Source organism: Ottowia caeni (assembly GCF_050821495.1).
In the GTDB taxonomy this organism is placed as follows: domain Bacteria; phylum Pseudomonadota; class Gammaproteobacteria; order Burkholderiales; family Burkholderiaceae_C; genus Ottowia; species Ottowia caeni.
The window spans coordinates 83,344-104,672 of the sequence record NZ_CP151080.1; the positions used below are offsets into that span (position 1 = coordinate 83,344).

A 21,329-nucleotide genomic window follows, 5' to 3' on the forward strand; every position below is an offset into this window, starting at 1 on the left:
TTGCACGCGATCCGAACCAAGTCGCCTTCTGCAGTCGAGTCAGAAGACACTTGAAAGCTCCCTTGAACGGTAGCTTTCAGGTGCTCTCTGAAAGAGCTGAAGGCTGACCTTCTCAGGCCAGCCTTCGCAGCGCAAAATTCCCGGGTCAGCAGTGTGCGAGCGGGGATCTGCGCTGCAATCGAAGAGTCGATTACTTGAGTTCGACTTTCGCGCCGGCTTCTTCCAGCTTCTTCTTGGCAGCTTCGGCGTCGGCCTTGGCAATGCCTTCTTTGACTGGCTTCGGTGCGCCGTCGACCAGATCCTTGGCTTCCTTGAGGCCCAGGCCGGTGATTTCGCGCACGGCCTTGATGACCGACACCTTGTTAGCGCCGGCTTCCAGCAGCTGCACGGTGAACTCGGTCTTCTCTTCAACAGCAGCAGCAGCAGCGCCGCCAGCAGCAGGAGCAGCCATAGCGGCAGCGCTCACGCCAAATTTCTCTTCGATGGCTTTCACCAGGTCGTTGAGTTCCATGACCGTCATGCCGTCCAGAGCGGTCAAAAATGCGTCTTTATCGAATGCCATGATTGAATTTCCTAAAACAATTGATTGAGGGTGACAGCGCGCCTATCAGGCGGCAGCTGCTTCCGCTGCGGGTTCGGCTGCGCCTTCGCCCTTTTTGGCCGCCAGAGCACCCAGCACCACTGCGGTACGGGAGATGGGGGACATAAGCAAGCCACAAAGCTGCGCCAACAGCACTTCCTTGGTAGGAATGCTTGCCAGCTGCTTCACGCCGTCTGCGTCCAGGGCTTTTCCACCGTAAACGCCAGCGCGAATCACCAACTTGTCGTTGGTTTTCGCGAAGTCAGCCACCACTTTCGCGGCGGCCACGGCGTCTTCAGAGAAGCCATAGATCAGCGGACCGGTCATCTGGTCGGACACGACTTCGAATGCGCTTCCAGCGACAGCACGGCGGGCCAGGGTGTTTTTCAACACACTCAGAGCCACACCCTTGCTGCGCGCTTCGGAGCGCAGTTTGGTCATGTCAGCGACCGTGATGCCGCGGTATTCCGCCATCACAAGCGTTTGAGCTTTTGCGGCGAGGCCGGTCACATCTAGTACGACCGCTTCTTTCTCACTGCGATTCAGACTCAAGGTCTACTCCTTAAAAATGCGTTGTTCGGTTGAGCGACTTGCGCCTTACCTCATCAACGCGCCTCTCTTGCAGCGACCAACTGTTCAGGATCAATCCTTTTCAGCGGGTACGCCATCTGCGCTGGCGGCTCTGAAAATCAGAGCCATTAAGCTCGGCTTGCGCCGGGCGCCAGCGGTCTTGGATGGCCTGCCGCCACACTCGCTTTATTGCTATTGCGAGGCGGCAGCAGCCCACCACATCGGGCCAGCCCTTCAGAAGAAGGGCTGGCCCGCATTTCTTTATCAACCAGCGATGGTTTGCGTGTCGACGCGAACGCCCACACCCATCGTGCTAGATACCGCCACTTTGCGCAGGTACACACCTTTGCTGGTAGCGGGCTTGGCTTTGTTCAAAGCGTCAATCAGCGCGGCCAGGTTACCCTGCAGCTTGTCGGATTCAAACGAGCGCAGACCGATCGTGCCGTGCACGATGCCAGCCTTGTCAACACGGAATTGAACCTGACCAGCCTTGGCGTTCTTCACGGCGGTGGCGACGTCTGGCGTCACGGTGCCGACCTTGGGGTTAGGCATGAGACCGCGGGGGCCGAGGATCTGGCCGAGCGTACCCACTACGCGCATTGCGTCGGGAGCAGCAATCACCACGTCAAAAGGCATATCGCCAGCCTTGACCTGGGCAGCCAGATCGTCCATGCCGACGATGTCGGCGCCAGCGGCCTTAGCTTCTTCAGCTTTGGCACCCTGGGCGAACACTGCCACGCGCTTGGTCTTGCCAGTGCCGTTAGGCAGCACCACGGCGCCACGCACCACCTGGTCGGATTTCTTGGCATCAATGCCCAGCTGCACTGCCACGTCGATGGATTCATCAAACTTGGCTGTTGCAAATTCCTTGACCAGCGCCAGCGCATCAGCCAGCGGGTACAGCTTGTTGCTGTCGATCTTGCCCTCTTGGGTCTTTTGCTTCTTGGTCAGCTTGGCCATTTACACGCCCTCCACCGAAACACCCATGGAACGGGCGGAACCGGCAATCGTACGGACAGCAGCATCCAGATCGGCGGCCGTCATGTCCTTCATTTTGGTTTTGGCGATCTCTTCGAGCTGAGCGCGAGTGATCTTGCCGACTTTGTCGGTGTTCGGCTTGGCCGAACCCTTGTCAAGCTTGATGGCCTTCTTGATCAGGACAGCAGCAGGCGGCGTCTTGATAACGAAGGTAAAGCTCTTGTCCGCAAACGCGGTGATCACCACCGGCAGCGGCAGACCTGGCTCAACGCCTTGGGTCTGGGCGTTGAACGCCTTGCAGAACTCCATGATGTTCAAACCGCGCTGACCCAGTGCAGGGCCGATGGGCGGCGATGGATTGGCTTTACCAGCTGGAACTTGCAGCTTGATGAAGCCGACGATTTTTTTCGCCATGCTTTGCTCTCCTTGCGGGTTATATCGCTTGGGCTTTTAAACCAAGCTCCCCGGGGTTGTCGACTCTATGAAAAACCGCTCGGCGCAGAGTCGGAGAGCGCCGGCGATCGGAAAACTTGCTGAAAAAACTTGATCAGGTCTTCTCGACCTGAGCAAACTCGAGCTCCACGGGCGTTGCGCGCCCGAAGATGGTGACCGACACGCGCACCTTGCTCTTCTCGTAGTTGACTTCTTCGACCGTGCCGTTGAAGTCCGTGAAGGGGCCTTCCTTGACCCGCACGTACTCACCCACTTCAAATTCAACTTTATGGCGGGGTTTTTCTGTGCCTTCCTGCATCTGGTTGACGATCTTCATGACGTCGTCTTCCGAGATGGGGGCCGGACGGTTCTTGGCGCCGCCAACGAAGCCAGTTACCTTACTGGTATGCTTGACCAAGTGCCAGGTTTCGTCATCCATGACCATTTCAACCAGCACATAGCCGGGAAAGAACTTGCGTTCAGTCGTGCGTTTCTGGCCGTTCTTGATCTCGACCACTTCTTCAGTGGGCACCATGATGCGACCAAACTTCGACTGCATGCCCGCGCGGTTGATACGCTCGAGAATGTTTCTCTCCACAGCCTTTTCCATGCCGGAGTAGGCATGAACGACATACCACTTCAGATCAGGATTATCGGAAGTGCTCGGAGGCATTTGCGTTACGGAATCAGTCATCATCCCCTCCAACCCAGAACCAAATCATAGAGCGCCCACTCAAGCGTCTTGTCGGTGAGCCAGAGAAACAGAGCCATGACAACCGCGAATGCAAATACAAATGCCGTGGTCTGAAGCGATTCCTTACGGGTAGGCCATACGACCTTTTGCACTTCACGCCACGAATCGCGACCGAAAGCGATAAGGCGCTTGCCGGTTTCCGACGTGAAGAACACGACCACCGCCAACACCAACCCTGCAATGAGTGCCCCCCATTGCACAAGGGCCCCCTGCTTGGACAGCAGGTAAAACGCTGTAAGCGCACCCACCACCAAAAGCGCAGCCAAACCCAGGCGAACCTTATCGGCGCCAGCGGTGACGGTTTCTACTTGAGTGCTTGCCATGTTGGGCGAATCTCGCTGAGCCCCGCTATGGAGACTCAAAACACAATGTCAAAGTTTGCAAAAGAAGCCACCCAAAAAAGGTGCGCCGCGAGGCCAAAACCTCAACTTAACTCCAACAAACCTTGACTATTTCTTAGACACATAAGCCCGCCGGTTGAATGGCGGGCTTGAGAGGGCCACTTTTTAGGTGGCAGGGGCAGTAGGAATCGAACCTACAACCTTCGGTTTTGGAGACCGACGCTCTGCCAATTGAGCTATACCCCTAAAAGCTATACCTTGAAGATCCGCTCGATTACTCGATGATTTTCGCAACCACGCCTGCGCCGACGGTGCGGCCGCCTTCGCGGATAGCAAAGCGCAGACCTTCTTCCATGGCGATAGGAGCAATCAGCTTGACGGTGATGCTCACGTTGTCGCCAGGCATGACCATTTCCTTGCCTTCAGGCAACTCGATGGAGCCGGTCACGTCCGTCGTACGGAAGTAGAACTGCGGACGATAGTTGTTGAAGAACGGCGTATGACGGCCACCTTCGTCTTTGCTCAGCACGTACACTTCGCCGGTGAAGTGCGTGTGCGGCTTGATGGAGCCGGGCTTGCACAGCACTTGGCCGCGCTCGACGTCTTCACGCTTGGTGCCGCGCAGCAAAATACCCACGTTGTCGCCAGCCTGACCTTGGTCCAGCAGCTTGCGGAACATTTCCACGCCGGTGCAGGTGGTCTTTTGCGTGGCCTTGATACCCACGATCTCGATTTCTTCGCCAACCTTGACGATGCCGCGCTCGATACGACCGGTCACCACGGTGCCACGACCAGAGATGGAGAACACGTCTTCCACAGGCATCAGGAAGGCACCGTCGACCGCACGCTCAGGCGTGGGAATGTAGGTGTCCAGCGCTTCAGCCAGCTTCATGATGGCCTGCTCACCCAGCTCGCCCGTGTCGCCTTCCAGCGCCAGCTTGGCCGAACCCTTGATGATCGGGGTGTCGTCGCCGGGGAAGTCGTACTTGGACAGCAGCTCGCGCACTTCCATTTCGACCAGCTCCAGCAGCTCAGCATCATCCACCATGTCGGCCTTGTTCAGGAACACGATGATGTAGGGCACGCCCACCTGACGCGACAGCAGAATGTGCTCGCGGGTCTGGGGCATCGGGCCGTCAGCGGCCGAGCACACCAAAATAGCGCCGTCCATCTGGGCCGCGCCGGTAATCATGTTCTTGACGTAGTCGGCGTGGCCGGGGCAGTCCACGTGTGCATAGTGACGGTTAGCCGTCTCGTATTCCACGTGCGAGGTGTTGATGGTGATGCCGCGCGCTTTTTCTTCAGGCGCGTTGTCGATCTGGTCGTAGCCTTTGGCTTCGCCACCAAACTTCTTGGCCAGAACGGTGGCAATTGCCGCCGTCAGTGTGGTCTTGCCATGGTCAACGTGGCCAATCGTGCCCACGTTCACGTGCGGTTTCGTCCGCTCGAATTTCTCTTTTGCCATTTCTTCGACTCCGAAAAAATTAACCCAACATCAAGAACGATAGCCGGGCTTCCGAGCCGCGGCAAAATTTGGTGCCCTTGGTGGGAATCGGACCCACGACCTCTCCCTTACCAAGGGAGTGCTCTACCACTGAGCCACAAGGGCAATAACCGCTTTCTTTCACCAACCACAGCCAACTGGAGCGGGAGACGGGGATCGAACCCGCATCATTAGCTTGGAAGGCTAAGGTTCTACCATTGAACTACTCCCGCAAAGACCCAACAAGACACATGCAAGAGCGCTGCACCAAACAACACTACCGCACACACCTTGCGCGAGGAGCCCATGCCCGGAAATTGCTTCCCGAAACTTTCCAAACGCTCGTCGGCTGGCAAGCCAGCTTCATCATTTCGCTGGTGGAGAGGGCTGGATTCGAACCAGCGTACTCGTTAGAGGGCAGATTTACAGTCTGCTGCCATTAACCACTCGGCCACCTCTCCGGCGAAGAACTAGTGATTATGCCACCAATTTTTGGCTTTTCCTAGCCCCATGGGTTTTTTCCTATCCAGTCGATGGACTGTTGTCCATTTGCCACAAGAAAACTATTGACACGACCAAAGTGACCGCAACCAATGAAAGGTACAGGAGGGCGCAATGCAGACAGAGGTGAAGGGTGATTGGCGAGCAGCCACAAGTGCTGCCCAGTCAAGCCCTGCTCCTTACACCTAGCTGCCTTGCTTTGAGCGTGAGCGCCCCACAACATGAATGCGAGCGGCCTCGGGCCCTTCACGAGTTGATCAAAGATGGCATCTGTAAAGACTTGCCAGCCAATGCGTGCATGGCTGGCTGCTTGGCCCGCCTCCACCGTCATGCTGGTGTTCAGCAGCAATACACCTTGGCTAGCCCAATGCTCAAGCAGCCCCTCAGGACGAGGCAGGCTGCCGAATTCTCTGGCCAGCTCCTTATGAATATTTCGCAGGCTAGGCGGCGGTCTGATGCCGGGACCGACATCAAAAGCCAAGCCGTTGGCTTGGCCGGGGCCATGGTATGGATCTTGGCCGAGAATGACCACTCGCACAGCCTCCGGCGGGGTGAGCGCCAGGGCGCGCAACGGGCTGGGCGGGTAAATCGCGACTCCCGACGCAATCCGATCCTGGAGGAACCCGCTCAGTTGCCTACCGGCATCGCTTTGCAAGAAGTGGTCCACCGCCGGGCGCCAGCCAGACGCAACCTGCTCAGCCCCTGTCGGCCACGCTTGCAGCGATGCGCCAGAAGTCGCCCCCTCACCGAAAAGCGATGGTGAAGTCTGCAACGAATGGCGCGAATGGAGCGTCGCCATTAGCGGAACAAGTCTGCCAGTGCCTCGCCTGGCTCCGGCGCGCGCATGAACGCCTCCCCCACCAGGAAAGCATGCACACCCGCCTCACGCAGTCGCTGCACATCAGCCCGCGTGGTGATGCCGCTTTCGGTCACCAAAAGGCGGTCAGCCGGGACGTCGGCCAGCATGCCCAGCGTGGTTTCCAGGGTGACTTCAAAAGTGCGCAGGTTACGGTTGTTGATTCCGAGCAGAGGCGTTTTAAGCTTCAGGCCACGCTGAAGTTCATCGCGGTCGTGCACCTCAACCAGCACAGCCATGTCGAGACTGCGGGCTACCGCCTCCAGCTCAGCCATCTGCGCGTCTTCCAGGCATGCAGCAATCAGCAGGATGCAGTCAGCCCCCATGGCGCGCGCTTCGTAGACCTGATAGGGGTCGATCATGAAATCCTTGCGCAGCACCGGCAGCGTGCAACTGGCGCGCGCTTGCTTGAGGTAGTCCACGCTGCCTTGGAAAAACTGCCGATCAGTCAATACGGAGAGGCAGGCGGCACTGACTTTGCCATCTCCCAGAGCGTAGCTTTGTGCAATGTCGGCCGGCACAAAATCTTCGCGGATGACGCCTTTGCTCGGGCTGGCTTTCTTGACTTCCGCGATCACAGCGGCTTGGCCTTCAGCCAGCTTGGCCCGCAGTGCCCCCACAAAGTCACGCGTGAGCACGCGGCTTTCGGCATCCTCACGCATGGCGGCAAGCGATTTTTTGTTCAAGGCCGCAGCGATTTCTTCGCGCTTGACGGCGATGATTTTGTTGAGGATATCACTCATGTTTCAATAGCTCCCTGCTTACATTTGTCGATCGCATAGCGCCACGCCACTGGCATACAAAGGCGCTATACGAAGCCGCGACGCGCCAACTCATGCGGCGGTGATTTTCTTGCTGAAGGCCACCAGCTGCGCGAGCTTGGCACGGGCAGCGCCGGAATCAATGGCCTCGCGCGCCCTTGCCACGCCATCTTTCATGGTGGGCACCACTCCAGCCGCATAGAGCGCAGCACCGGCATTCAGCAGCACGATGTCGCGCGGTGCACCGCTCTGACCGCCCAGGACGCCGCGCAGCAGCGCCATGGATTGCTCGGGCGTTTCCACCTTCAAAGCACGGTTGCTCACCATCGCCAGGCCGAAGTCCTCGGGGTGAATTTCGTACTCCAGAATTTCGCCGTTCTTCAGCTCACCGACCATGGTGGCCGCACCCAGGCTCACCTCGTCCATCCCATCACGGCCATAGACCACCACGGCATGCTCGGCCCCCAGGCGCTGCAATGCCCGCACCTGAATACCCACCAGATCGGGGTGAAACACGCCCATCAGAATGTTGGGCGCGCCAGCAGGATTGGTTAGCGGACCGAGAATGTTGAAGAAGGTCTTGACGCCCATTTCCTTGCGCACCGGCGCCACGTTTTTCATGGCGGGATGATGATTGGGCGCGAACATGAAGCCAATGCCTGTCTCTGCGATGCTCTGCGCGATCTGTTCGGGGGTCAGGCTGAGGCTGACGCCCAGCGCCTCTATGACGTCCGCGCTGCCTGACTTGCTGGACACACTGCGCCCTCCATGCTTTGCGCAGCGTGCGCCTGCAGCGGCGGCGACGAACATGGAACAGGTACTGATATTGAAAGTGTGAGAGCCGTCTCCGCCTGTACCGACGATGTCCACCAGATGCGTGGTGTCTTGCACGTGCACCTTGGTGGAGAGCTCGCGCATGACCTGGGCGGCCGCCGTAATCTCCCCAATGGTTTCCTTCTTGACGCGCAGGCCGGTGGTGATGGCTGCCATCATCAGCGGAGAGACCTCGCCTTTCATGATCATCCGCATCAGGTGCAGCATTTCGTCGTGGAATATCTCGCGGTGTTCAATAGTGCGCTGCAGCGCTTCCTGGGCGGTGATCATGGTTTATCTCGGTTCGAAATAGCGGGAAATGGACTGGTGCAACTCTGAGACCATGAGGCCATCAGGCTGCCCGATCGAGAAAGTTCTTGAGCATGGCGTGGCCATGCTCTGTGAGAATGCTCTCCGGGTGAAACTGAACGCCTTCGACGTCCAGCGACTTATGCCGAACACCCATGATTTCACCGTCATCCGTCCAGGCGGTAACCTCCAGGTCTTTGGGACAAGTGCTGCGTTCGATAGAGAGCGAGTGGTAGCGGTTCACCGTGAATTGCCTGGGCAGGCCTGCGAACACCCCCTGCTGTGTGGTGGTGATGACACTGGTTTTTCCATGCATCAACTCTTGGGCCCGAACAATTTTGCCGCCGAAGGCTGCGCCAATGGACTGATGACCCAGGCAGACGCCAAGAATCGGGAGTTTGCCGGCGAAGTGCTGAATGGCTGCGACCGAAATGCCCGCCTCGGCCGGCGAGCAGGGGCCGGGTGAGATGACGAGGCGGTCAGGCTGGCGCGCGGCGATCCCCTCGAGCGTGATCTCGTCGTTGCGGAACACCTCGACATCGGCACCCAGTTCGCCGAAATACTGCACGATGTTGTAGGTAAAGCTGTCGTAGTTGTCGACCATGAGGAGTTTCATTGATCTAACCTCTTGATTTGAAAATATTCTTGGCAAATACACTTCCGGCCAACACAAAACACCCTGTGGAGGGTGGTCTTGGAAAGCAGACTGAATGAGCAACAGATGGCGGCACCCGCCAGCGTTCGCCTTGAGAGGCGAATTGCCAGCTGACAATCAAGGGTGATTGGATCAAGGGCATCGGACATTCTCCATGGGTTGGAGCCGCCGTGCCGGAAAGTCTCTGACCTTGCCCACCGGTACGGCGACAAGGTTGCGGTCTGCACCGCAGCGACATGCCGCTTCCTATTGGAAGCGCCACCACTGGTTTGCGTTGATCGAGGGGGTGGAATGCATATAAAAAGCCACGCCGCATTCTACATGTTGAACTTTTCCGCTGCCGATTTCCGCTGCACGTTCTCGTTGCGCATTTGTGGGCTCAAGACCACCCTACTCGTCTTCAGTCGTTAAGGATGCCCTGCATAACCCTCGCGAGTCGGCGGTAGTGCGGATCGGGATGAGGCGCAAGGCGTCTTTTTGCAGCCAATAGCCCAGCTATTGGCAAGAAAAGCAACGCAGCGGATCGCCCGAGGCCGTGCTGCCACAGACCGCAGGGAGTTATGCAGGGCATCCTTAAAAGTTCACCCCCCTGCATGATTTCTGCGGGGCCTCGTGGCTGGATCAGCCAATTTAACCTGAAGCGACTTAAACCTTGACGCGAGTCAACGTGGCAGCGAACTCATGGGCGTATCGTTTTTCATAGGCATAGGGCAGACAGTGCCAAACGCCTTCAACCCAAAAAAAGGAAAAGCGAATGATCAAAGAGGTTACCGGCGACATCCTGCTCAGCAAAGCGGACTTGATCGCACACGGGATTTCGGCACACGACCCCTTCGACAGCGGCTTGGCCTTGGCGTTGCGCGAGCGTTGGCCCGCACTTGTCAAAGACTACCGGCACGACACCCATTCCAGGGGCATCAGTACCGGTGAGATGTGGGCTTGGGTGGGCGTGCAGGAAAGCGGCGGCACACGAAGGATCGCCAACCTGGTCACCCAGAACACCATCGGACAGGGTCCCACCGCCAAGCCTGGCAAGGCCAGCATCGAGAATGTGCGCGCTGCACTGCAGAATTTGGCCAAGTTCATCGGCCAGGAGCAGATCACCAGCCTTGCCCTGCCTCGCCTGGCCACCGGAGTGGGCGGCCTGGATTGGGAAGACGTCAAGCCCCTGATCACCCAGTATTTGGGTGAATTGAGCATTCCCGTGGTCGTGTACACCACCTACCAAAAGGACGGGGCGGCAGACGAAGGTTTGTAACTCCCCAGTTCCTGCCCGCCAGCGGGTAGGAACTGAGTCTGGCGGCCGATAATCACTGTTCGGTCGCCCGACAATGAGGAGATGAAATTGCCTGCTGATACCAAAAATATAGAGGCCCTTGAAGAGTTACTCGACCAGCGATGGAGTTGCAGAGGGTTTCTGAGCACACCTGTACCCGAAGACACGATTCGGGCCATTCTTCGCACGGCTCAGAAAACGGCGAGCTGGTGCAACAGCCAGCCCTGGCAGGTCACCATAGTGAGCGGCAATGCGAAGGATCGGCTCAGCCAGAAGATCTTTGAGCATATTGCAGCGGGGCGGGACGGTGACCCGGATATCGCGTTTCCGCGGGAGTACCGTGGGGTTTACCTGGAAAGAAGGCGCAGGAGCGGATTTCAGCTCTATGAGTCCATGAATGTGACACGGGGGGACAAGGAGGCCTACAGAAAGCAGGCTGAGGAGAACTATCGCTTCTTCGGTGCTCCACATGTGGCCATCATTACCTCGGACGAGGCCTTGGGAACGTACGGCGCGGTGGATTGTGGAGCCTATGTGAGCAATTTCTTGCTAGCCGCCACGGCCCACGGTGTCGCAACGATTCCTCAGGCAGCCTTGGCCTGGTATTCAAAGATCGTGAAGGAAGCCTTGGGGATCGACGCGGAGAGGGTCATGGTCTGCGGCATTTCATTCGGCTACGCTGACCGCGATCACCCAGCGAACTCCTATCGCACGGAGCGGGCCGACATTGATGAAGTGGTGCGCTGGGCGAACGAGTAGCAAACTCGTCTATCTTTTCTCCCCGAAGCTCGCCATGATCTTGAAGCCGTTAGTCCTGTGGACAGCAGCAGCCATGACCGCGCTTTCAATTGCAGCGGCAGGCTTTTACTCCGTGCGTGCGAACAACCCGCAGGAGCCATCATTCCCGCACAGTCTTAGCCCAGACGACCCTCAAAGGCTTCAAGTTGGAGCCCGCGTCTACGAGCAACATTGCGCAGCGTGCCACGGAGTCAAAGGCGAAGGGCAAGCCAACTGGCGAGACCGAGGACCGGATGGCCTGCTGCCAGCACCGCCTCATGATCCCACGGGGCATACGTGGCACCACCCCGACGAGCAGTTGTTCGCCATCACCAAACACGGTCTGGCGAGACTGATTAACCAGCCGGATTACCGCACGGCGATGCCGATCTACGAAGGTGTGCTGAGCGATGATGAGATTCTGGCGGTTCTCTCTTGGATCAAGTCCCAATGGCCGCCCGAGATACGGCGCCGCCATGACGAGATCAACGCTCAGTACCGCGAATCTCTAACTCAGTGACCAGCGGCAGTGTTGCCGCGAAGTGCCGCCAAGTAAGGACGCCAGACTGTCAGGCTTACGCCTTCAATCGAGCAAACTCCCGATGCTCGTAGGCGATGTAGGCTTCCATCATGCTGCGGTAGATGGCTTCAATAACATCGGGCTCTCCACCTTCAGCCTCGGCGCGAGCGCGCACTCGGCGCACAATGGCTTCAATGCGTGCTTCGTCCCGCACGTGTTCTGCCTTCGGTTTGATGGTGGCGGCCTGGGTCATGTAGCCCCCGCGCTCTACCAGCAAGGGTACAAGAATGTCGTCCAGCGCGTCTACATGCTTGCGCACTTCGGCCATGCTGGCGCAGGCTTTGGTTTTCTCGATCGCCCTCGTCATTCAAGCCCCTCTTCGACCAACTCTGCCGCACGCAGCAGAGCACGGGCCTTGTGTTCAGTTTCTTTCCATTCCATTTCAGGTACTGAGTCAGCCACTACGCCGGCTGCCGCCTGCACGTGGAGTTGCTGGTCCTTGACGATGGCGGTGCGAATGGCAATGGCCACATCCATGTCGCCTGCGTAGCTGAGGTAGCCGCAGGCACCACCATAGATGCCGCGCTTGACGGGTTCGAGCTGATCAATCACTTCCATGGCGTGCACCTTCGGCGCGCCCGAGAGTGTGCCCGCAGGAAGGTGGCCTTGAGCACATCCATGCTGGTCATGCCGTCTTTGAGGATACCTTCCACGTTGCTGACGATGTGCATGACGTGGCTGTAGCGCTCCACGGCGAATGCCTCGGTGACCTTCACGCTGCCGGTCTTGGCAATGCGGCCAATATCGTTGCGTGCCAGGTCGATCAGCATGACGTGTTCGGCACGCTCCTTGGGATCGTTCACCAACTCCTGCTCGATGGCCTTGTCCAGCTCCGGTGTGGCGCCGCGTGGGCGTGTGCCGGCCAGGGGGCGTATGGTGATTTTCTTGCCTTCAGGGGTGTTTTCCTGACGCACCAGAATTTCGGGGCTGGCACTGACCACGTGAAAATCGCCGAAGTCGTAGTAGATCATGTACGGCGAGGGGTTCAGAGAACGCAACGCCCGGTACAACGAAAGTGGCGACTCGGTGTAGCGCTTGCTGATGCGCTGGCCGACCTGAACCTGCATGAAGTCGCCGGCAGCAATGAGGGCCTTGGCTTTTTCCACGGCCTCCAGGTAATCGGCTTTGGCGAAACTGCGTTCAGCTGGGTGGTTTTGCGAAGCTTTGACGACGGGTGCACTGACCGAGTACTTGAGTTGCTCGCGCAGGGTTTTCAGGCGCTTCTTGGCACGCGCATAAGCCTCAGGTTGGGCTGGATCGGCGTAAACGATCAAATACAGCTTGCCCGAGAGGTTGTCGATTACCGCCAGCTCTTCGCAGTGCATCAGCAAGATGTCTGGCGTGCCTAGCGTGTCGGGCGGGCAGGTGTTTTCGAGTTTCTTCTCGATGTAGCGCACCGTGTCGTAGCCAAAATAGCCAGCCAGGCCGCCACAGAAACGGGGCAAGCCGGGCCGCAGCGCGACTTTGAAGCGCTTCTGATAGGCGGCAATGGCGTCGAGCGGGTTGCCTTCGAGGGTTTCAACCACCTGGCCGTCGGTGACCACCTCGGTGCGGGCCTGTGCCCCGAAGCCACTGGCGCGGACAATGGTGCGCGCGGGAAGACCGATGAAGCTGTAGCGCCCGAAACGCTCGCCGCCAATGACGGATTCAAGCAGGAAGGTGTACTTGCCACCGCCCTGCCCTCCTGCGAGTTTCAGGTAGAGCGACAGCGGGGTTTCAAGGTCAGCGAAAGCCTCGGTCATCAGGGGGATACGGTTGTATCCCTGCGAAGTCAGGCTTTTGAATTCAAGTTCTGTGATCACGGGAATTGAGCCTCCAAGCTCAGAGCAGCGTGTGCTGCCATTCAAAATTTGGCAGCGTGGTCTGCCGTTCATTCTCTCCAAGACGCCCAACCTCTTGGTCAAGGACGCCACCTTTGCACCCCTTGCAGGTGCGATTCGACAAGTCAGCGTGCTGGCTTACGCCAGGGCCACGCCCCCTGGGCGAAACTGCCCAGCGGTGAAATGACATTGCGGTGAATGAACATAGGCACTAGTTTAGCAAAGCATGGGGACCGGCAAGCACCTCTTGCGTAGACAGAGGGGGTGTCAGCCTGGCACCGCGAGATAGAACCACTCCTGACCGACGGCCGCCTCCGGATACGGGAACAGCACGCTGCCGTCATAGGCGGCGCGCACTTCGCGCCCGTCAGCGCGCCGTGCAATCAGATCCCCGGCCCGGACGACATCAAAGCTATTCCATTCTCGTGCCAGTTGATCAGCGGCTGATTCACGCAGAACTACATCCTGAAGCCGAGCCGCTGGCCCGGAAAAGCGCGGGGGCGCGGGCACGTCGGCCATACCCAGCAGGGCGAGGGCGCCCCGGATGGCATGCTCAGCTACCCGTATGGCCGCCGGATCGTCGTGCTGACCACATTCGATGGTTACGGCATAGCCCCCCTGGCTACGCATGTACTCAGTGGTACCAATGCCTTCGTCGTCCAGGGGTTTGCCGCGGGCGCGCGACGCTCGGTCGTACACATCCAGCCAGCCTTCCACGATCTGATTGACACCCAGCGCGCGAGCCAGCTCAGACTCCTCTTGCGCGCGCATGAACGGCTCCCTCGTGCCCTCATTATTTCGGGGCCCCACCATTGCGAAAGGTTCGCCAGGGGTGTGAAAGGAATGCAGATCGAGCAGCGCTTCATGCGAGGCCAGTACGGGCGCCAGCTGACGCGTGATGTGATCCTCGTAGTCTCGTGCATCGTCGCGCGGCATGAAGCGGCGGTTCAGGTTGCGTTCGCCTTCACGCGTTCTCTGCCCGAACGCCAGGGGATTCGCCACGGGCACTAGAGTCAGCCTGCCGCGCCGCAGCAACAGCCGACCGTGCTGAAGATCGTCTATGGCACGCAAGATGGCGTACGCACCGCAGGTTTCATTGCCATGAACCGCGCCCAGCACCACTAGCGAAGGGCCTGGCTTGAGCGCGGCCCAAGTGTGCCATTGCAGCACCTGCGGGTTGACCGCCGCGCGCCTGAGCAACTCGTTTCCTGCGTCCATGCTTGGCTGCCTCCTTAAGTTTTCAGATTCCTATTTTGCCTCCAGCCACGGGCCGATGTCGGTCAGCGAGTCGAAAAATCCATCTGCGTCTACGGCATTCACTGGCTCGCCGTGGTTGTAGCCGTAAGTTAGCAACACCACCGCGCACCCCGCCGCACGGGCGGCCTGGGCGTCGTTGGCTGAGTCACCGATCATCAGGGTTTCGGCTGGCGCGCAGGCGAGCGCCTTGCAGGTTTCGATAAGGGGCAAGGGGTCGGGCTTCTTGCGGGCGAAACTGTCGCCGCCGAACACATGGCTGAAGTATGCCGAAAGGCCCTTGGCCTTCAGCAAAGGCGAAGCAAAGGACAGCGGCTTGTTGGTCAGGCAGGCCAGCGGCAGGCCACGAGACTTCAGATAGTCGAGCCCTTCCCTTGCACCTGGGAACACCGTGCTGTGCTGCCCGTTGATGCGCAGGTAGGTTTGCTGGTAAAGGCGCCAGGCCTCTGGCAACAGACCTTCCACCGCAGCACCCTCACGCTCCTGCGCGGTAGAGGCAGTATTGGTCAGCACGGTTCTGATCAGATGCTCGGAGCCCTTGCCAACCCAGCGGCCGATCTCGGCGGTGGTGACTTGGCGCCGCCCGAGTTCGGAAAGCATGGCGTTCAGCGCCACTTCAAAGTCGCCGAGGGTATCAATCAATGTGCCGTCGAGGTCGACGATACAGGCGCGGATGGGCAAGGACGGGGGCTTTGACGATGGATCTGCATCTCGAAGAGTATCGGGCAACAGATGGGGGCCTGCACCCAAAAAAACAGGGTGCCATCGGGATAAAGGCGATCTACCGAAGCGCTTCGCGCATGGACTGAATGACGGCCGCGTAGTCTTTCTGGCCAAAAATGGCACTGCCAGCCACGAAGGTGTCGGCACCAGCATCGGCGACTTGCCGGATGTTGGCGGCTTTGATCCCGCCGTCGACCTCCAGCCGAATGTCTTTACCCGAAGCGATGATGCGTTTGCGGGCGTCTTCCACTTTCCGGAGCGCACTGTCGATGAATGCCTGGCCGCCGAAGCCGGGATTGACGCTCATGATGAGGATCAGGTCGATGTCTTCGATCAGCCAGTCGAGCACCTCGAGTGGCGTGGCAGGGTTGAACACCAAACCTGCCTGGCAGCCAGCGGCCTTGATGGCCTGAACGCTGCGATGCGGGTGGGCGCTGGCTTCTGGGTGGAAGCTAATCAGATCGGCACCAGCTTGGGCGAAGGCCTGAGCCAGGGCGTCCACGGGCTGCACCATCATGTGCACATCCAGCGGCACGGGCTGACCATCCGCTCGCACGGCGTGGGGCTTGATGGCCTGGCAGATCATGGGGCCGAATGTCAGGTTCGGTACGTAATGGTTGTCCATGACGTCGAAGTGGATCCAGTCGGCGCCAGCGGCGATCACATTTTTTACCTCTTCGCCCAAACGCGCGAAGTCGGCCGAAAGAATGGACGGGGCGATACGGTAAGTCGTGCTCATGGTGGGAGATTCTCTCGCAATTTGATAAAGCCTGGAGGATGACGAAGTACATAACGCGTTCCACGCCAAGAGCCAGCATTCATGCGGTTTTCGTAAGGGTGGTGGGCTTCTGAGGGCGGTTTCCACGGTTACCATAGGAGGATGCCTAAATACCAGTTCAGCGTGGAAGTGGAGCCGCAATACCTGGCGGATCAGTCGGAGCCGGCGCAGGAGCTTTATGGCTTTTCCTACACCATCACGGTGCGCAACACCGGGGATGTGCCCGCGCAGCTGATTTCGCGCCACTGGATCATCAATGACGCCAGGGGCCGCACCGAAGAAGTGCGGGGCTTGGGCGTGGTGGGGCAACAACCCTTGCTCAAGCCAGGCGAAGCCTTTCAGTACACCAGTGGCTGCCGCCTGCGCACATCCACGGGCACCATGCATGGCAGCTATTTTTGTGTCGCCGCTGATGGTGAACGCTTCGACGTAGAGATTCCCCTTTTTGTGCTGGATGCCAGTGATGGCGGCAGCAGCGGTCCCCGCGTGCTGCACTGAGCCGCCTCCTTCATACAACTCTTTTCCCCATGGCGACATCTCAGCTTGAGCTGAACCAACTTCTGAGCGCGCTCGACCCAGAAGCCCCCTGGCTGAGCGCCACCTATGGCTGGTCCGACTGCTGGATTGGGTGCGCGGTGAATCCAAGGACCCCGACGCCGCAGTCGCGAGGGTGCGAATGCTGCTGGACGCGGCCGAGTTGCGCCCCGAGTGGCTGCATCTTTGGCATCAGTGGTGGGCGCAGTTTCTTTCCACCACAGATGCAACCCCGCTGCTGGCGGACCTGGGCTTCGCGCCTAGGCCCGCCTTCATGAGCGAACTTGTCAACCGCCTGCGCCGCAAATTGCTGCCCGCGACGCCCGAGACGACCGACCTGGGAGAGCTGTTCGGCCTTCTTTTTCCCGGCGAATTCGACGCCCGGTGGCTGCGCGCCCTGGACGCCGGTACCCTTGAGCGCCTGCGCTCCCTGCTCTTTCGCGCCACCCCGGAAGATCTGGAGCAGTCAGGGTCGCCAGACTTCGCACAGCGGGTTCTGCTGGACGCACTGACTTACAGCATCAGCCAGATCATCGCCATCGGACTTTCGTCTGAAATTCGCACCCGCATGTCTCCAGATGCCATGCGGACCAGGCCGTTCCATGAGCTACCCTCCGCCTTCGAAGTTCTGCGAAATGCGGTGATTGAGCATGGCAGGGAAAGTGCGCCTTCTCTGGTGGCCATCGGCCAGCTCCGTGAACAACTCGACGCTTGCCGCGCGGCCGCTTATTCGGTGTATGCACATCTCGAAGAGCATGGGATTTCGGTGCACATCGAATTTCAGATGCGCCAGCTTCGCCAGCGCATCATTCGCGTGAAGGCGCTGCTGCTCTGCCTGGAAACCGACGCCCCCGCGCTGGCCACGGCACAGTTGCTCTCCCATTTGGTACGTGTAAACCGAGACAGCCGCAGCCTGCGGGCACTGCTGAGAACCAGCACCGAATTGCTGGCCGCCAAGGTGACGGAACGCAACGCCGAGACCGGCGAGCACTACATCACCCGAACACGGGGCGACTATACCCATATGCTGAAAGCCGCCGGCGGCGGAGGTCTCGTGCTGGCTTTTACAACCTGGGCAAAGTTATTTATTGTCTCGCTCAGTCTCTCGGCATTCTGGGGCGGACTGGCGGCCGGGATGAACTATGCAGTGTCCTTCGTCATCATCATGCTCCTGCAATGGACAGTGGCCACTAAGCAGCCGGCTATGACCGCGCCCGCGATGGCTGCCAAGCTCAGGAACATGGATGCCCCAGATGCCGTAGAGGGCTTTGTCTCTGAAGTGGTGTACTTGCTGCGCTCTCAGTTCGCTGCCATTTTGGGTAACGTTGGCGTGGTGATACCGCTGGTCATGCTGCTTACCTATGGCCTGCACTATCTGGGCTGGGATGAGGTGCTGGATACGCATCATGCTGAGAAAATTCTCACCGATCACCACCTGTTGGGCCTCACAGCATTGTTTGCCACCGCCACAGGGCTACTCCTTTTTGCCTCCAGCGTGATCGCGGGCTGGGTGGAAAACTGGTTCGTCTTCAATCGACTTGATTCCGTGATTGCCTACCACCCGCGCATTACCGGATTTCTCGGACGCGAGCGCGCCGCACGCTGGGGACGCTATTGGGGAAGCAATATTTCGAGCTACACGGCCAATATTTCGCTGGGGCTCATGCTCGGCTTGGCGCCCCCGATCCTGAGGTTTTTCGGCATTGGTTTCGAGGTCCGGCACGTGACCCTGGTGTCCGGACAGATAGCGGCAAGCGCCGTGGAGCTCGGCTGGCAGGTAGTACACCAATCAGCCTTCTGGTGGGCCGTGGGTGGCATTGTGATCACTGGGTTGCTGAATCTGGCCTCCAGTTTCTACTTCGCATTCCGCCTGGCGCTGACGGCCCATAACGTGACTGGCGTTGACCGCCGCCGCATGTATGTCGCCTTGGGCCAGCGCGTGCTGCGCCAGCCGCTCTCGTTCTTGCTGCCAGTTCGCGTGAAACCTGACCCTGTGCCGTCAAATGGCAGTGCCGACAATGCCGGGGGTGCCCCCGTGCGTCCGGCTGAATGATCCAACCTGGGCAATACTCCCAGAGCCTCCTCTGACGAGCAAGGTACTATTAAAGGCCGTGCGGGGGCTTCGATCCCTGGCTGAAATGCCAACCCGCACCACCCTTTAGGAGGAATTTGCCGCTTGACCGATAGATCAACCATCGCTTGGGGGACTGGATCCAGGCCACACCGGGCCTCCCCGCTCTTGAGTGGGCGCTGCTGCTGGCTGTGGCCGCCCTGGCCGGGCACTTGGCACAGCGCTATGCGCAGATACCCAAGATCATTGGCTATGCCGTGGTCGGTACGATCACGGGTTTGATCGGCTTCGCTGGTGCCGCCTGGCCCCTGCAAGGTATTGGTTTGTTCCTGCTGGAACTGGGCATTGCGTTGGTGTTGTTCGAGGCAGGCGCACGTTTGCCGCTGCGCTGGTTCCGCCATAACCCCATGGTGCTGGTGCAAAGCGCGGCGGAATCGCTGCTGACGTTCTTGGCCGCCTTCGCCGTCTTGCACTGGATGGGACTGGAGGTGGCGGTGGTACGGGCGCTGGCGGTGATTGCCGTGGCCGCCTCTCCAGCGGTGCTGATGCGCGTGGTGTCCGATCTGCGCGCGTCGGGGCCGGTCACTGACCGCGCTATCGCGCTGACTACTCTGAACACGCTGTATGCGCTGACTATTGGCACTGCCATGTTGCGCTCGATCGACCGTGCTGACGGCACGCTGCTGGCCTCAATGGCTGCGTCAGCCGCGGTTCTGGGTGTTTCCCTTCTGATCGGCGCGATGCTGGCAGGGCTGCTGACGGGCGCTATGCGATTGATGAATCCGACCAGCGAAGACACCACCATTGTCATGCTAGCGCTGATCGGGGCCTGCGCCGCGCTCGCCCCGCCGTTTGGCGGTTCTGCGCCATTGGTAGCCTTGCTGGGCGGCATTTTGCTCAAGCAGATTCACCCGCGGCCTTGGGTTTGGCCGCGCCAGTTGGGCACTGCGGCATCCATGCTCAACATCCTGATGTTCGTGTTGGTGTCATCGGTGGCGGCACAGGCCGACTGGACGCTGGGCATCACCTGGGCGGCGCTGGCATTGATTGCGGTGCGCGCATTGGCAAAAGCCGTCAGCCTGGCGGCGACCGGCTACGGCACTGGCATTTCGTTGAAAAAATCACTCTGGGTGAGCGGCACGATGGTGCCGATGTCCTCTGTAGCGCTACTGCTCACCTCGCAGTTCGTCGTAGCCTCGCAAAGCATCGGTTCGCAGGTGGCCAACGTGGCTCTGCCCATGATCTTGATCACCGAGTTGCTGGGCGCGGTGCTGGTAACGGCCGTGCTCTACCGAGCGAAGGAGACCAGCAAGCCCCGATCAGACACCAGCCTCCAAGGCGCCGACCCTTCCGCAGGGAGGTTGCCATGAGCCTCGAAGCCTTCAGCCACTCGAAACCGCTCACGCTGGGCGTCGAGCTGGAACTGCAACTGGTGAACACGCATGACTATGACCTTGCGCCTTACGCAGAGGACATGCTGCGTCTGATGAGCAAGATCAACCTTCCAGGTAGCGTGGTGCCGGAGATGACCTCGGGCATGATCGAGATTTCCACAGGCGTCTGCAACACTTGGAGCGATGCTCTTGGCGAACTCTCGCAGATTCGCGATGCGCTGGTTAAATGCGCAGACAAGCTGAACATTGCCGTGGTGGGCGGAGGAACGCATCCGTTTCAGCAATGGCACCAGCGCCGCATTTACGACAAACCGCGCTTCCAAGAGCTTTCCGCGCTCTACGGTTACCTGTCTAAACAGTTCACCATTTTCGGCCAGCACGTGCATGTAGGCTGCCCGGATGCCGACACGGCGCTCTATACGCTGCATTGCATGTCGCGCTACATACCGCACTTTATTGCGCTGGCGGCCTCCAGCCCCTATGTGCAGGGGCATGACACGGCATTTGACTCGGCACGGCTCAATTCCGTGTTCGCCTTCCCACTCTCGGGACGCGCACCCTGCATTTTGACTTGGGCCGAGTTTGAAGCCTACTTCGACAAGATGACCCGCACTGGCGTGGTCAAGAGCATGAAGGATTTTTACTGGGACATTCGCCCCAAGCCCGAGTACGGCACCATCGAAGTGCGCGTATTTGACACACCCTTGTGCGTGGATCGCGCGGCCGCGCTGGCCGGCTACGTGCAGTCGCTGGCGGCCTGGTTTCAAGCCGAGCGCCCATTTACCCCCACCGAGGACGACTACCTCGTCTACAGCTACAACCGCTTCCAGGCCTGCCGCTTTGGGCTTGATGCAGTCTATGTGGATCCCCCCACCGGAGAGCATCTGCCACTGCGTGACCACCTGCTGCTCACCATGGAACGCCTGGCCCCATACGCCGAGAAAGGCAAGGCGGAGGGCGCGCTGGCCATGCTGCGCGCCGAAGTTGAAGAAAATCGCAACGACGCGCGGTGGCTGCGCGAGAGGCAGACCCAGGAACGCCTACTAGGCGAAGTGGTCCGGCAGGCGGCACTTCGATTCAGGAGTTAAA

The 21,329-nt window shown here is 59.4% G+C and carries 22 protein-coding genes, 4 tRNA genes and 1 pseudogene; 7 read left to right on the forward strand and 20 right to left on the reverse strand.

The window, feature by feature from the left end; genetic code table 11:
- Positions 1–190: 190 nt before the first annotated feature.
- From rplL to AAAK34_RS00485, 15 genes are all read right to left on the reverse strand, one after another.
- A complete protein-coding gene (rplL, locus tag AAAK34_RS00415) occupies positions 191–562 on the reverse strand; it encodes a 50S ribosomal protein L7/L12 (protein ID WP_231697567.1) in 372 nt (123 codons plus the stop codon).
- A 45-nt stretch (positions 563–607) separates the two neighbouring features.
- Complete coding sequence (rplJ, locus tag AAAK34_RS00420) at positions 608–1,132, reverse strand: 50S ribosomal protein L10 (protein ID WP_231697568.1); 525 nt, start codon at positions 1,130–1,132, stop codon at positions 608–610.
- Positions 1,133–1,414: 282 nt separating this feature from the next.
- Positions 1,415–2,110, reverse strand: a complete 696-nt coding sequence (rplA, locus tag AAAK34_RS00425) for a 50S ribosomal protein L1 (RefSeq protein ID WP_231697569.1) — start codon at positions 2,108–2,110, stop codon at positions 1,415–1,417.
- The gene (gene rplK, locus AAAK34_RS00430) at positions 2,111–2,542 is read right to left on the reverse strand and encodes a 50S ribosomal protein L11 (protein WP_231697570.1); all 432 of its coding nucleotides are present in this window, start codon (positions 2,540–2,542) and stop codon (positions 2,111–2,113) included.
- A 133-nt stretch (positions 2,543–2,675) separates the two neighbouring features.
- A complete protein-coding gene (gene nusG / locus AAAK34_RS00435) occupies positions 2,676–3,254 on the reverse strand; it encodes a transcription termination/antitermination protein NusG (protein ID WP_231697571.1) in 579 nt (192 codons plus the stop codon).
- On the reverse strand, positions 3,254–3,637 hold the full coding sequence (gene secE, locus AAAK34_RS00440) for a preprotein translocase subunit SecE (protein ID WP_231697572.1): 384 nt from the start codon (positions 3,635–3,637) through the stop codon (positions 3,254–3,256). Before secE ends, nusG begins: the two co-directional genes overlap by 1 nt.
- Positions 3,638–3,825: 188 nt before the next feature.
- A tRNA-Trp gene (locus tag AAAK34_RS00445) sits at positions 3,826–3,901 on the reverse strand.
- 28 nt (positions 3,902–3,929) lie between these two features.
- Complete coding sequence (gene tuf, locus AAAK34_RS00450; RefSeq protein WP_431777615.1) at positions 3,930–5,120, reverse strand: elongation factor Tu; 1,191 nt, start codon at positions 5,118–5,120, stop codon at positions 3,930–3,932.
- Between the two features lie 69 nt (positions 5,121–5,189).
- A tRNA-Thr gene (locus AAAK34_RS00455) sits at positions 5,190–5,264 on the reverse strand.
- Positions 5,265–5,297: 33 nt separating this feature from the next.
- Positions 5,298–5,371, reverse strand: a tRNA-Gly gene (locus AAAK34_RS00460).
- A gap of 142 nt (positions 5,372–5,513) precedes the next feature.
- A tRNA-Tyr gene (locus AAAK34_RS00465) sits at positions 5,514–5,599 on the reverse strand.
- Positions 5,600–5,640: 41 nt separating this feature from the next.
- A complete protein-coding gene (locus tag AAAK34_RS00470; RefSeq protein WP_431777616.1) occupies positions 5,641–6,438 on the reverse strand; it encodes a uracil-DNA glycosylase in 798 nt (265 codons plus the stop codon).
- A complete protein-coding gene (gene trpC, locus AAAK34_RS00475) occupies positions 6,438–7,238 on the reverse strand; it encodes an indole-3-glycerol phosphate synthase TrpC (protein WP_231697667.1) in 801 nt (266 codons plus the stop codon). The genes AAAK34_RS00470 and trpC overlap by 1 nt, the downstream gene beginning before the upstream one ends.
- A gap of 90 nt (positions 7,239–7,328) precedes the next feature.
- The gene (gene trpD / locus AAAK34_RS00480; RefSeq protein ID WP_231697668.1) at positions 7,329–8,360 is read right to left on the reverse strand and encodes an anthranilate phosphoribosyltransferase; all 1,032 of its coding nucleotides are present in this window, start codon (positions 8,358–8,360) and stop codon (positions 7,329–7,331) included.
- 61 nt (positions 8,361–8,421) lie between these two features.
- Positions 8,422–8,994, reverse strand: coding sequence for an aminodeoxychorismate/anthranilate synthase component II (locus AAAK34_RS00485; protein ID WP_231697669.1), 573 nt, complete (start codon positions 8,992–8,994; stop codon positions 8,422–8,424).
- 793 nt (positions 8,995–9,787) lie between these two features.
- Here AAAK34_RS00485 and AAAK34_RS00490 point away from each other — a divergent pair.
- The 3 genes from AAAK34_RS00490 (at position 9,788) to AAAK34_RS00500 (ending at position 11,606) form a co-directional block, all read left to right on the forward strand.
- Positions 9,788–10,291 carry a macro domain-containing protein gene (locus AAAK34_RS00490; RefSeq protein WP_231697670.1) on the forward strand — a complete coding sequence of 168 codons (504 nt, stop codon included), beginning with the start codon at positions 9,788–9,790 and terminating at the stop codon, positions 10,289–10,291.
- A gap of 81 nt (positions 10,292–10,372) precedes the next feature.
- Positions 10,373–11,068, forward strand: a complete 696-nt coding sequence (locus AAAK34_RS00495) for a nitroreductase (RefSeq protein ID WP_431777617.1) — start codon at positions 10,373–10,375, stop codon at positions 11,066–11,068.
- 73 nt (positions 11,069–11,141) lie between these two features.
- Positions 11,142–11,606 carry a c-type cytochrome gene (locus AAAK34_RS00500; protein ID WP_431777618.1) on the forward strand — a complete coding sequence of 155 codons (465 nt, stop codon included), beginning with the start codon at positions 11,142–11,144 and terminating at the stop codon, positions 11,604–11,606.
- Between the two features lie 55 nt (positions 11,607–11,661).
- Here AAAK34_RS00500 and AAAK34_RS00505 read toward each other — a convergent pair whose 3' ends face one another.
- From AAAK34_RS00505 to rpe, 5 genes and pseudogenes are all read right to left on the reverse strand, one after another.
- Positions 11,662–11,973 carry a chorismate mutase gene (locus AAAK34_RS00505; protein WP_231697673.1) on the reverse strand — a complete coding sequence of 104 codons (312 nt, stop codon included), beginning with the start codon at positions 11,971–11,973 and terminating at the stop codon, positions 11,662–11,664.
- Positions 11,970–13,468, reverse strand: a pseudogene (trpE, locus tag AAAK34_RS00510) (anthranilate synthase component I). The gene AAAK34_RS00505 and the pseudogene trpE overlap by 4 nt, the downstream one beginning before the upstream one ends.
- A 285-nt stretch (positions 13,469–13,753) precedes the next feature.
- On the reverse strand, positions 13,754–14,704 hold the full coding sequence (locus AAAK34_RS00515; RefSeq protein WP_231697675.1) for a succinylglutamate desuccinylase/aspartoacylase domain-containing protein: 951 nt from the start codon (positions 14,702–14,704) through the stop codon (positions 13,754–13,756).
- Between the two features lie 30 nt (positions 14,705–14,734).
- Complete coding sequence (locus AAAK34_RS00520; RefSeq protein ID WP_431777619.1) at positions 14,735–15,469, reverse strand: phosphoglycolate phosphatase; 735 nt, start codon at positions 15,467–15,469, stop codon at positions 14,735–14,737.
- Between the two features lie 52 nt (positions 15,470–15,521).
- Complete coding sequence (gene rpe / locus AAAK34_RS00525; protein ID WP_231697677.1) at positions 15,522–16,202, reverse strand: ribulose-phosphate 3-epimerase; 681 nt, start codon at positions 16,200–16,202, stop codon at positions 15,522–15,524.
- A gap of 141 nt (positions 16,203–16,343) precedes the next feature.
- On the opposite strand from rpe, the gene apaG reads away from it, so the two are divergent.
- From apaG to AAAK34_RS00545, 4 genes are all read left to right on the forward strand, one after another.
- Positions 16,344–16,739, forward strand: a complete 396-nt coding sequence (gene apaG / locus AAAK34_RS00530; protein WP_231697678.1) for a Co2+/Mg2+ efflux protein ApaG — start codon at positions 16,344–16,346, stop codon at positions 16,737–16,739.
- 130 nt (positions 16,740–16,869) lie between these two features.
- A complete protein-coding gene (locus AAAK34_RS00535) occupies positions 16,870–18,828 on the forward strand; it encodes a site-specific recombinase (protein ID WP_431777620.1) in 1,959 nt (652 codons plus the stop codon).
- A gap of 146 nt (positions 18,829–18,974) precedes the next feature.
- A complete protein-coding gene (locus tag AAAK34_RS00540; protein WP_431777621.1) occupies positions 18,975–20,216 on the forward strand; it encodes a cation:proton antiporter in 1,242 nt (413 codons plus the stop codon).
- Positions 20,213–21,328, forward strand: a complete 1,116-nt coding sequence (locus AAAK34_RS00545) for a YbdK family carboxylate-amine ligase (protein WP_231697681.1) — start codon at positions 20,213–20,215, stop codon at positions 21,326–21,328. The genes AAAK34_RS00540 and AAAK34_RS00545 overlap by 4 nt, the downstream gene beginning before the upstream one ends.
- Position 21,329 lies beyond the last annotated feature (1 nt).

What these genes read in the sequence shown, in the direction of transcription:
- rplL (WP_231697567.1), bottom strand. Translation starts at nt 562, where the DNA reads ATGGCATTCGATAAAGACGCATTTTTGACCGCTCTGGACGGCATGACG.
- rplA (WP_231697569.1), bottom strand. Translation starts at nt 2,110, where the DNA reads ATGGCCAAGCTGACCAAGAAGCAAAAGACCCAAGAGGGCAAGATCGAC.
- rplK (WP_231697570.1), bottom strand. Translation starts at nt 2,542, where the DNA reads ATGGCGAAAAAAATCGTCGGCTTCATCAAGCTGCAAGTTCCAGCTGGT.
- nusG (WP_231697571.1), bottom strand. Translation starts at nt 3,254, where the DNA reads ATGACTGATTCCGTAACGCAAATGCCTCCGAGCACTTCCGATAATCCT.
- secE (WP_231697572.1), bottom strand. Translation starts at nt 3,637, where the DNA reads ATGGCAAGCACTCAAGTAGAAACCGTCACCGCTGGCGCCGATAAGGTT.
- tuf (WP_431777615.1), bottom strand. Translation starts at nt 5,120, where the DNA reads ATGGCAAAAGAGAAATTCGAGCGGACGAAACCGCACGTGAACGTGGGC.
- AAAK34_RS00470 (WP_431777616.1), bottom strand. Translation starts at nt 6,438, where the DNA reads ATGGCGACGCTCCATTCGCGCCATTCGTTGCAGACTTCACCATCGCTT.
- trpC (WP_231697667.1), bottom strand. Translation starts at nt 7,238, where the DNA reads ATGAGTGATATCCTCAACAAAATCATCGCCGTCAAGCGCGAAGAAATC.
- trpD (WP_231697668.1), bottom strand. Translation starts at nt 8,360, where the DNA reads ATGATCACCGCCCAGGAAGCGCTGCAGCGCACTATTGAACACCGCGAG.
- AAAK34_RS00485 (WP_231697669.1), bottom strand. Translation starts at nt 8,994, where the DNA reads ATGAAACTCCTCATGGTCGACAACTACGACAGCTTTACCTACAACATC.
- AAAK34_RS00490 (WP_231697670.1), top strand. Translation starts at nt 9,788, where the DNA reads ATGATCAAAGAGGTTACCGGCGACATCCTGCTCAGCAAAGCGGACTTG.
- AAAK34_RS00495 (WP_431777617.1), top strand. Translation starts at nt 10,373, where the DNA reads ATGAAATTGCCTGCTGATACCAAAAATATAGAGGCCCTTGAAGAGTTA.
- AAAK34_RS00500 (WP_431777618.1), top strand. Translation starts at nt 11,142, where the DNA reads ATGACCGCGCTTTCAATTGCAGCGGCAGGCTTTTACTCCGTGCGTGCG.
- AAAK34_RS00505 (WP_231697673.1), bottom strand. Translation starts at nt 11,973, where the DNA reads ATGACGAGGGCGATCGAGAAAACCAAAGCCTGCGCCAGCATGGCCGAA.
- AAAK34_RS00515 (WP_231697675.1), bottom strand. Translation starts at nt 14,704, where the DNA reads ATGGACGCAGGAAACGAGTTGCTCAGGCGCGCGGCGGTCAACCCGCAG.
- rpe (WP_231697677.1), bottom strand. Translation starts at nt 16,202, where the DNA reads ATGAGCACGACTTACCGTATCGCCCCGTCCATTCTTTCGGCCGACTTC.
- apaG (WP_231697678.1), top strand. Translation starts at nt 16,344, where the DNA reads ATGCCTAAATACCAGTTCAGCGTGGAAGTGGAGCCGCAATACCTGGCG.
- AAAK34_RS00545 (WP_231697681.1), top strand. Translation starts at nt 20,213, where the DNA reads ATGAGCCTCGAAGCCTTCAGCCACTCGAAACCGCTCACGCTGGGCGTC.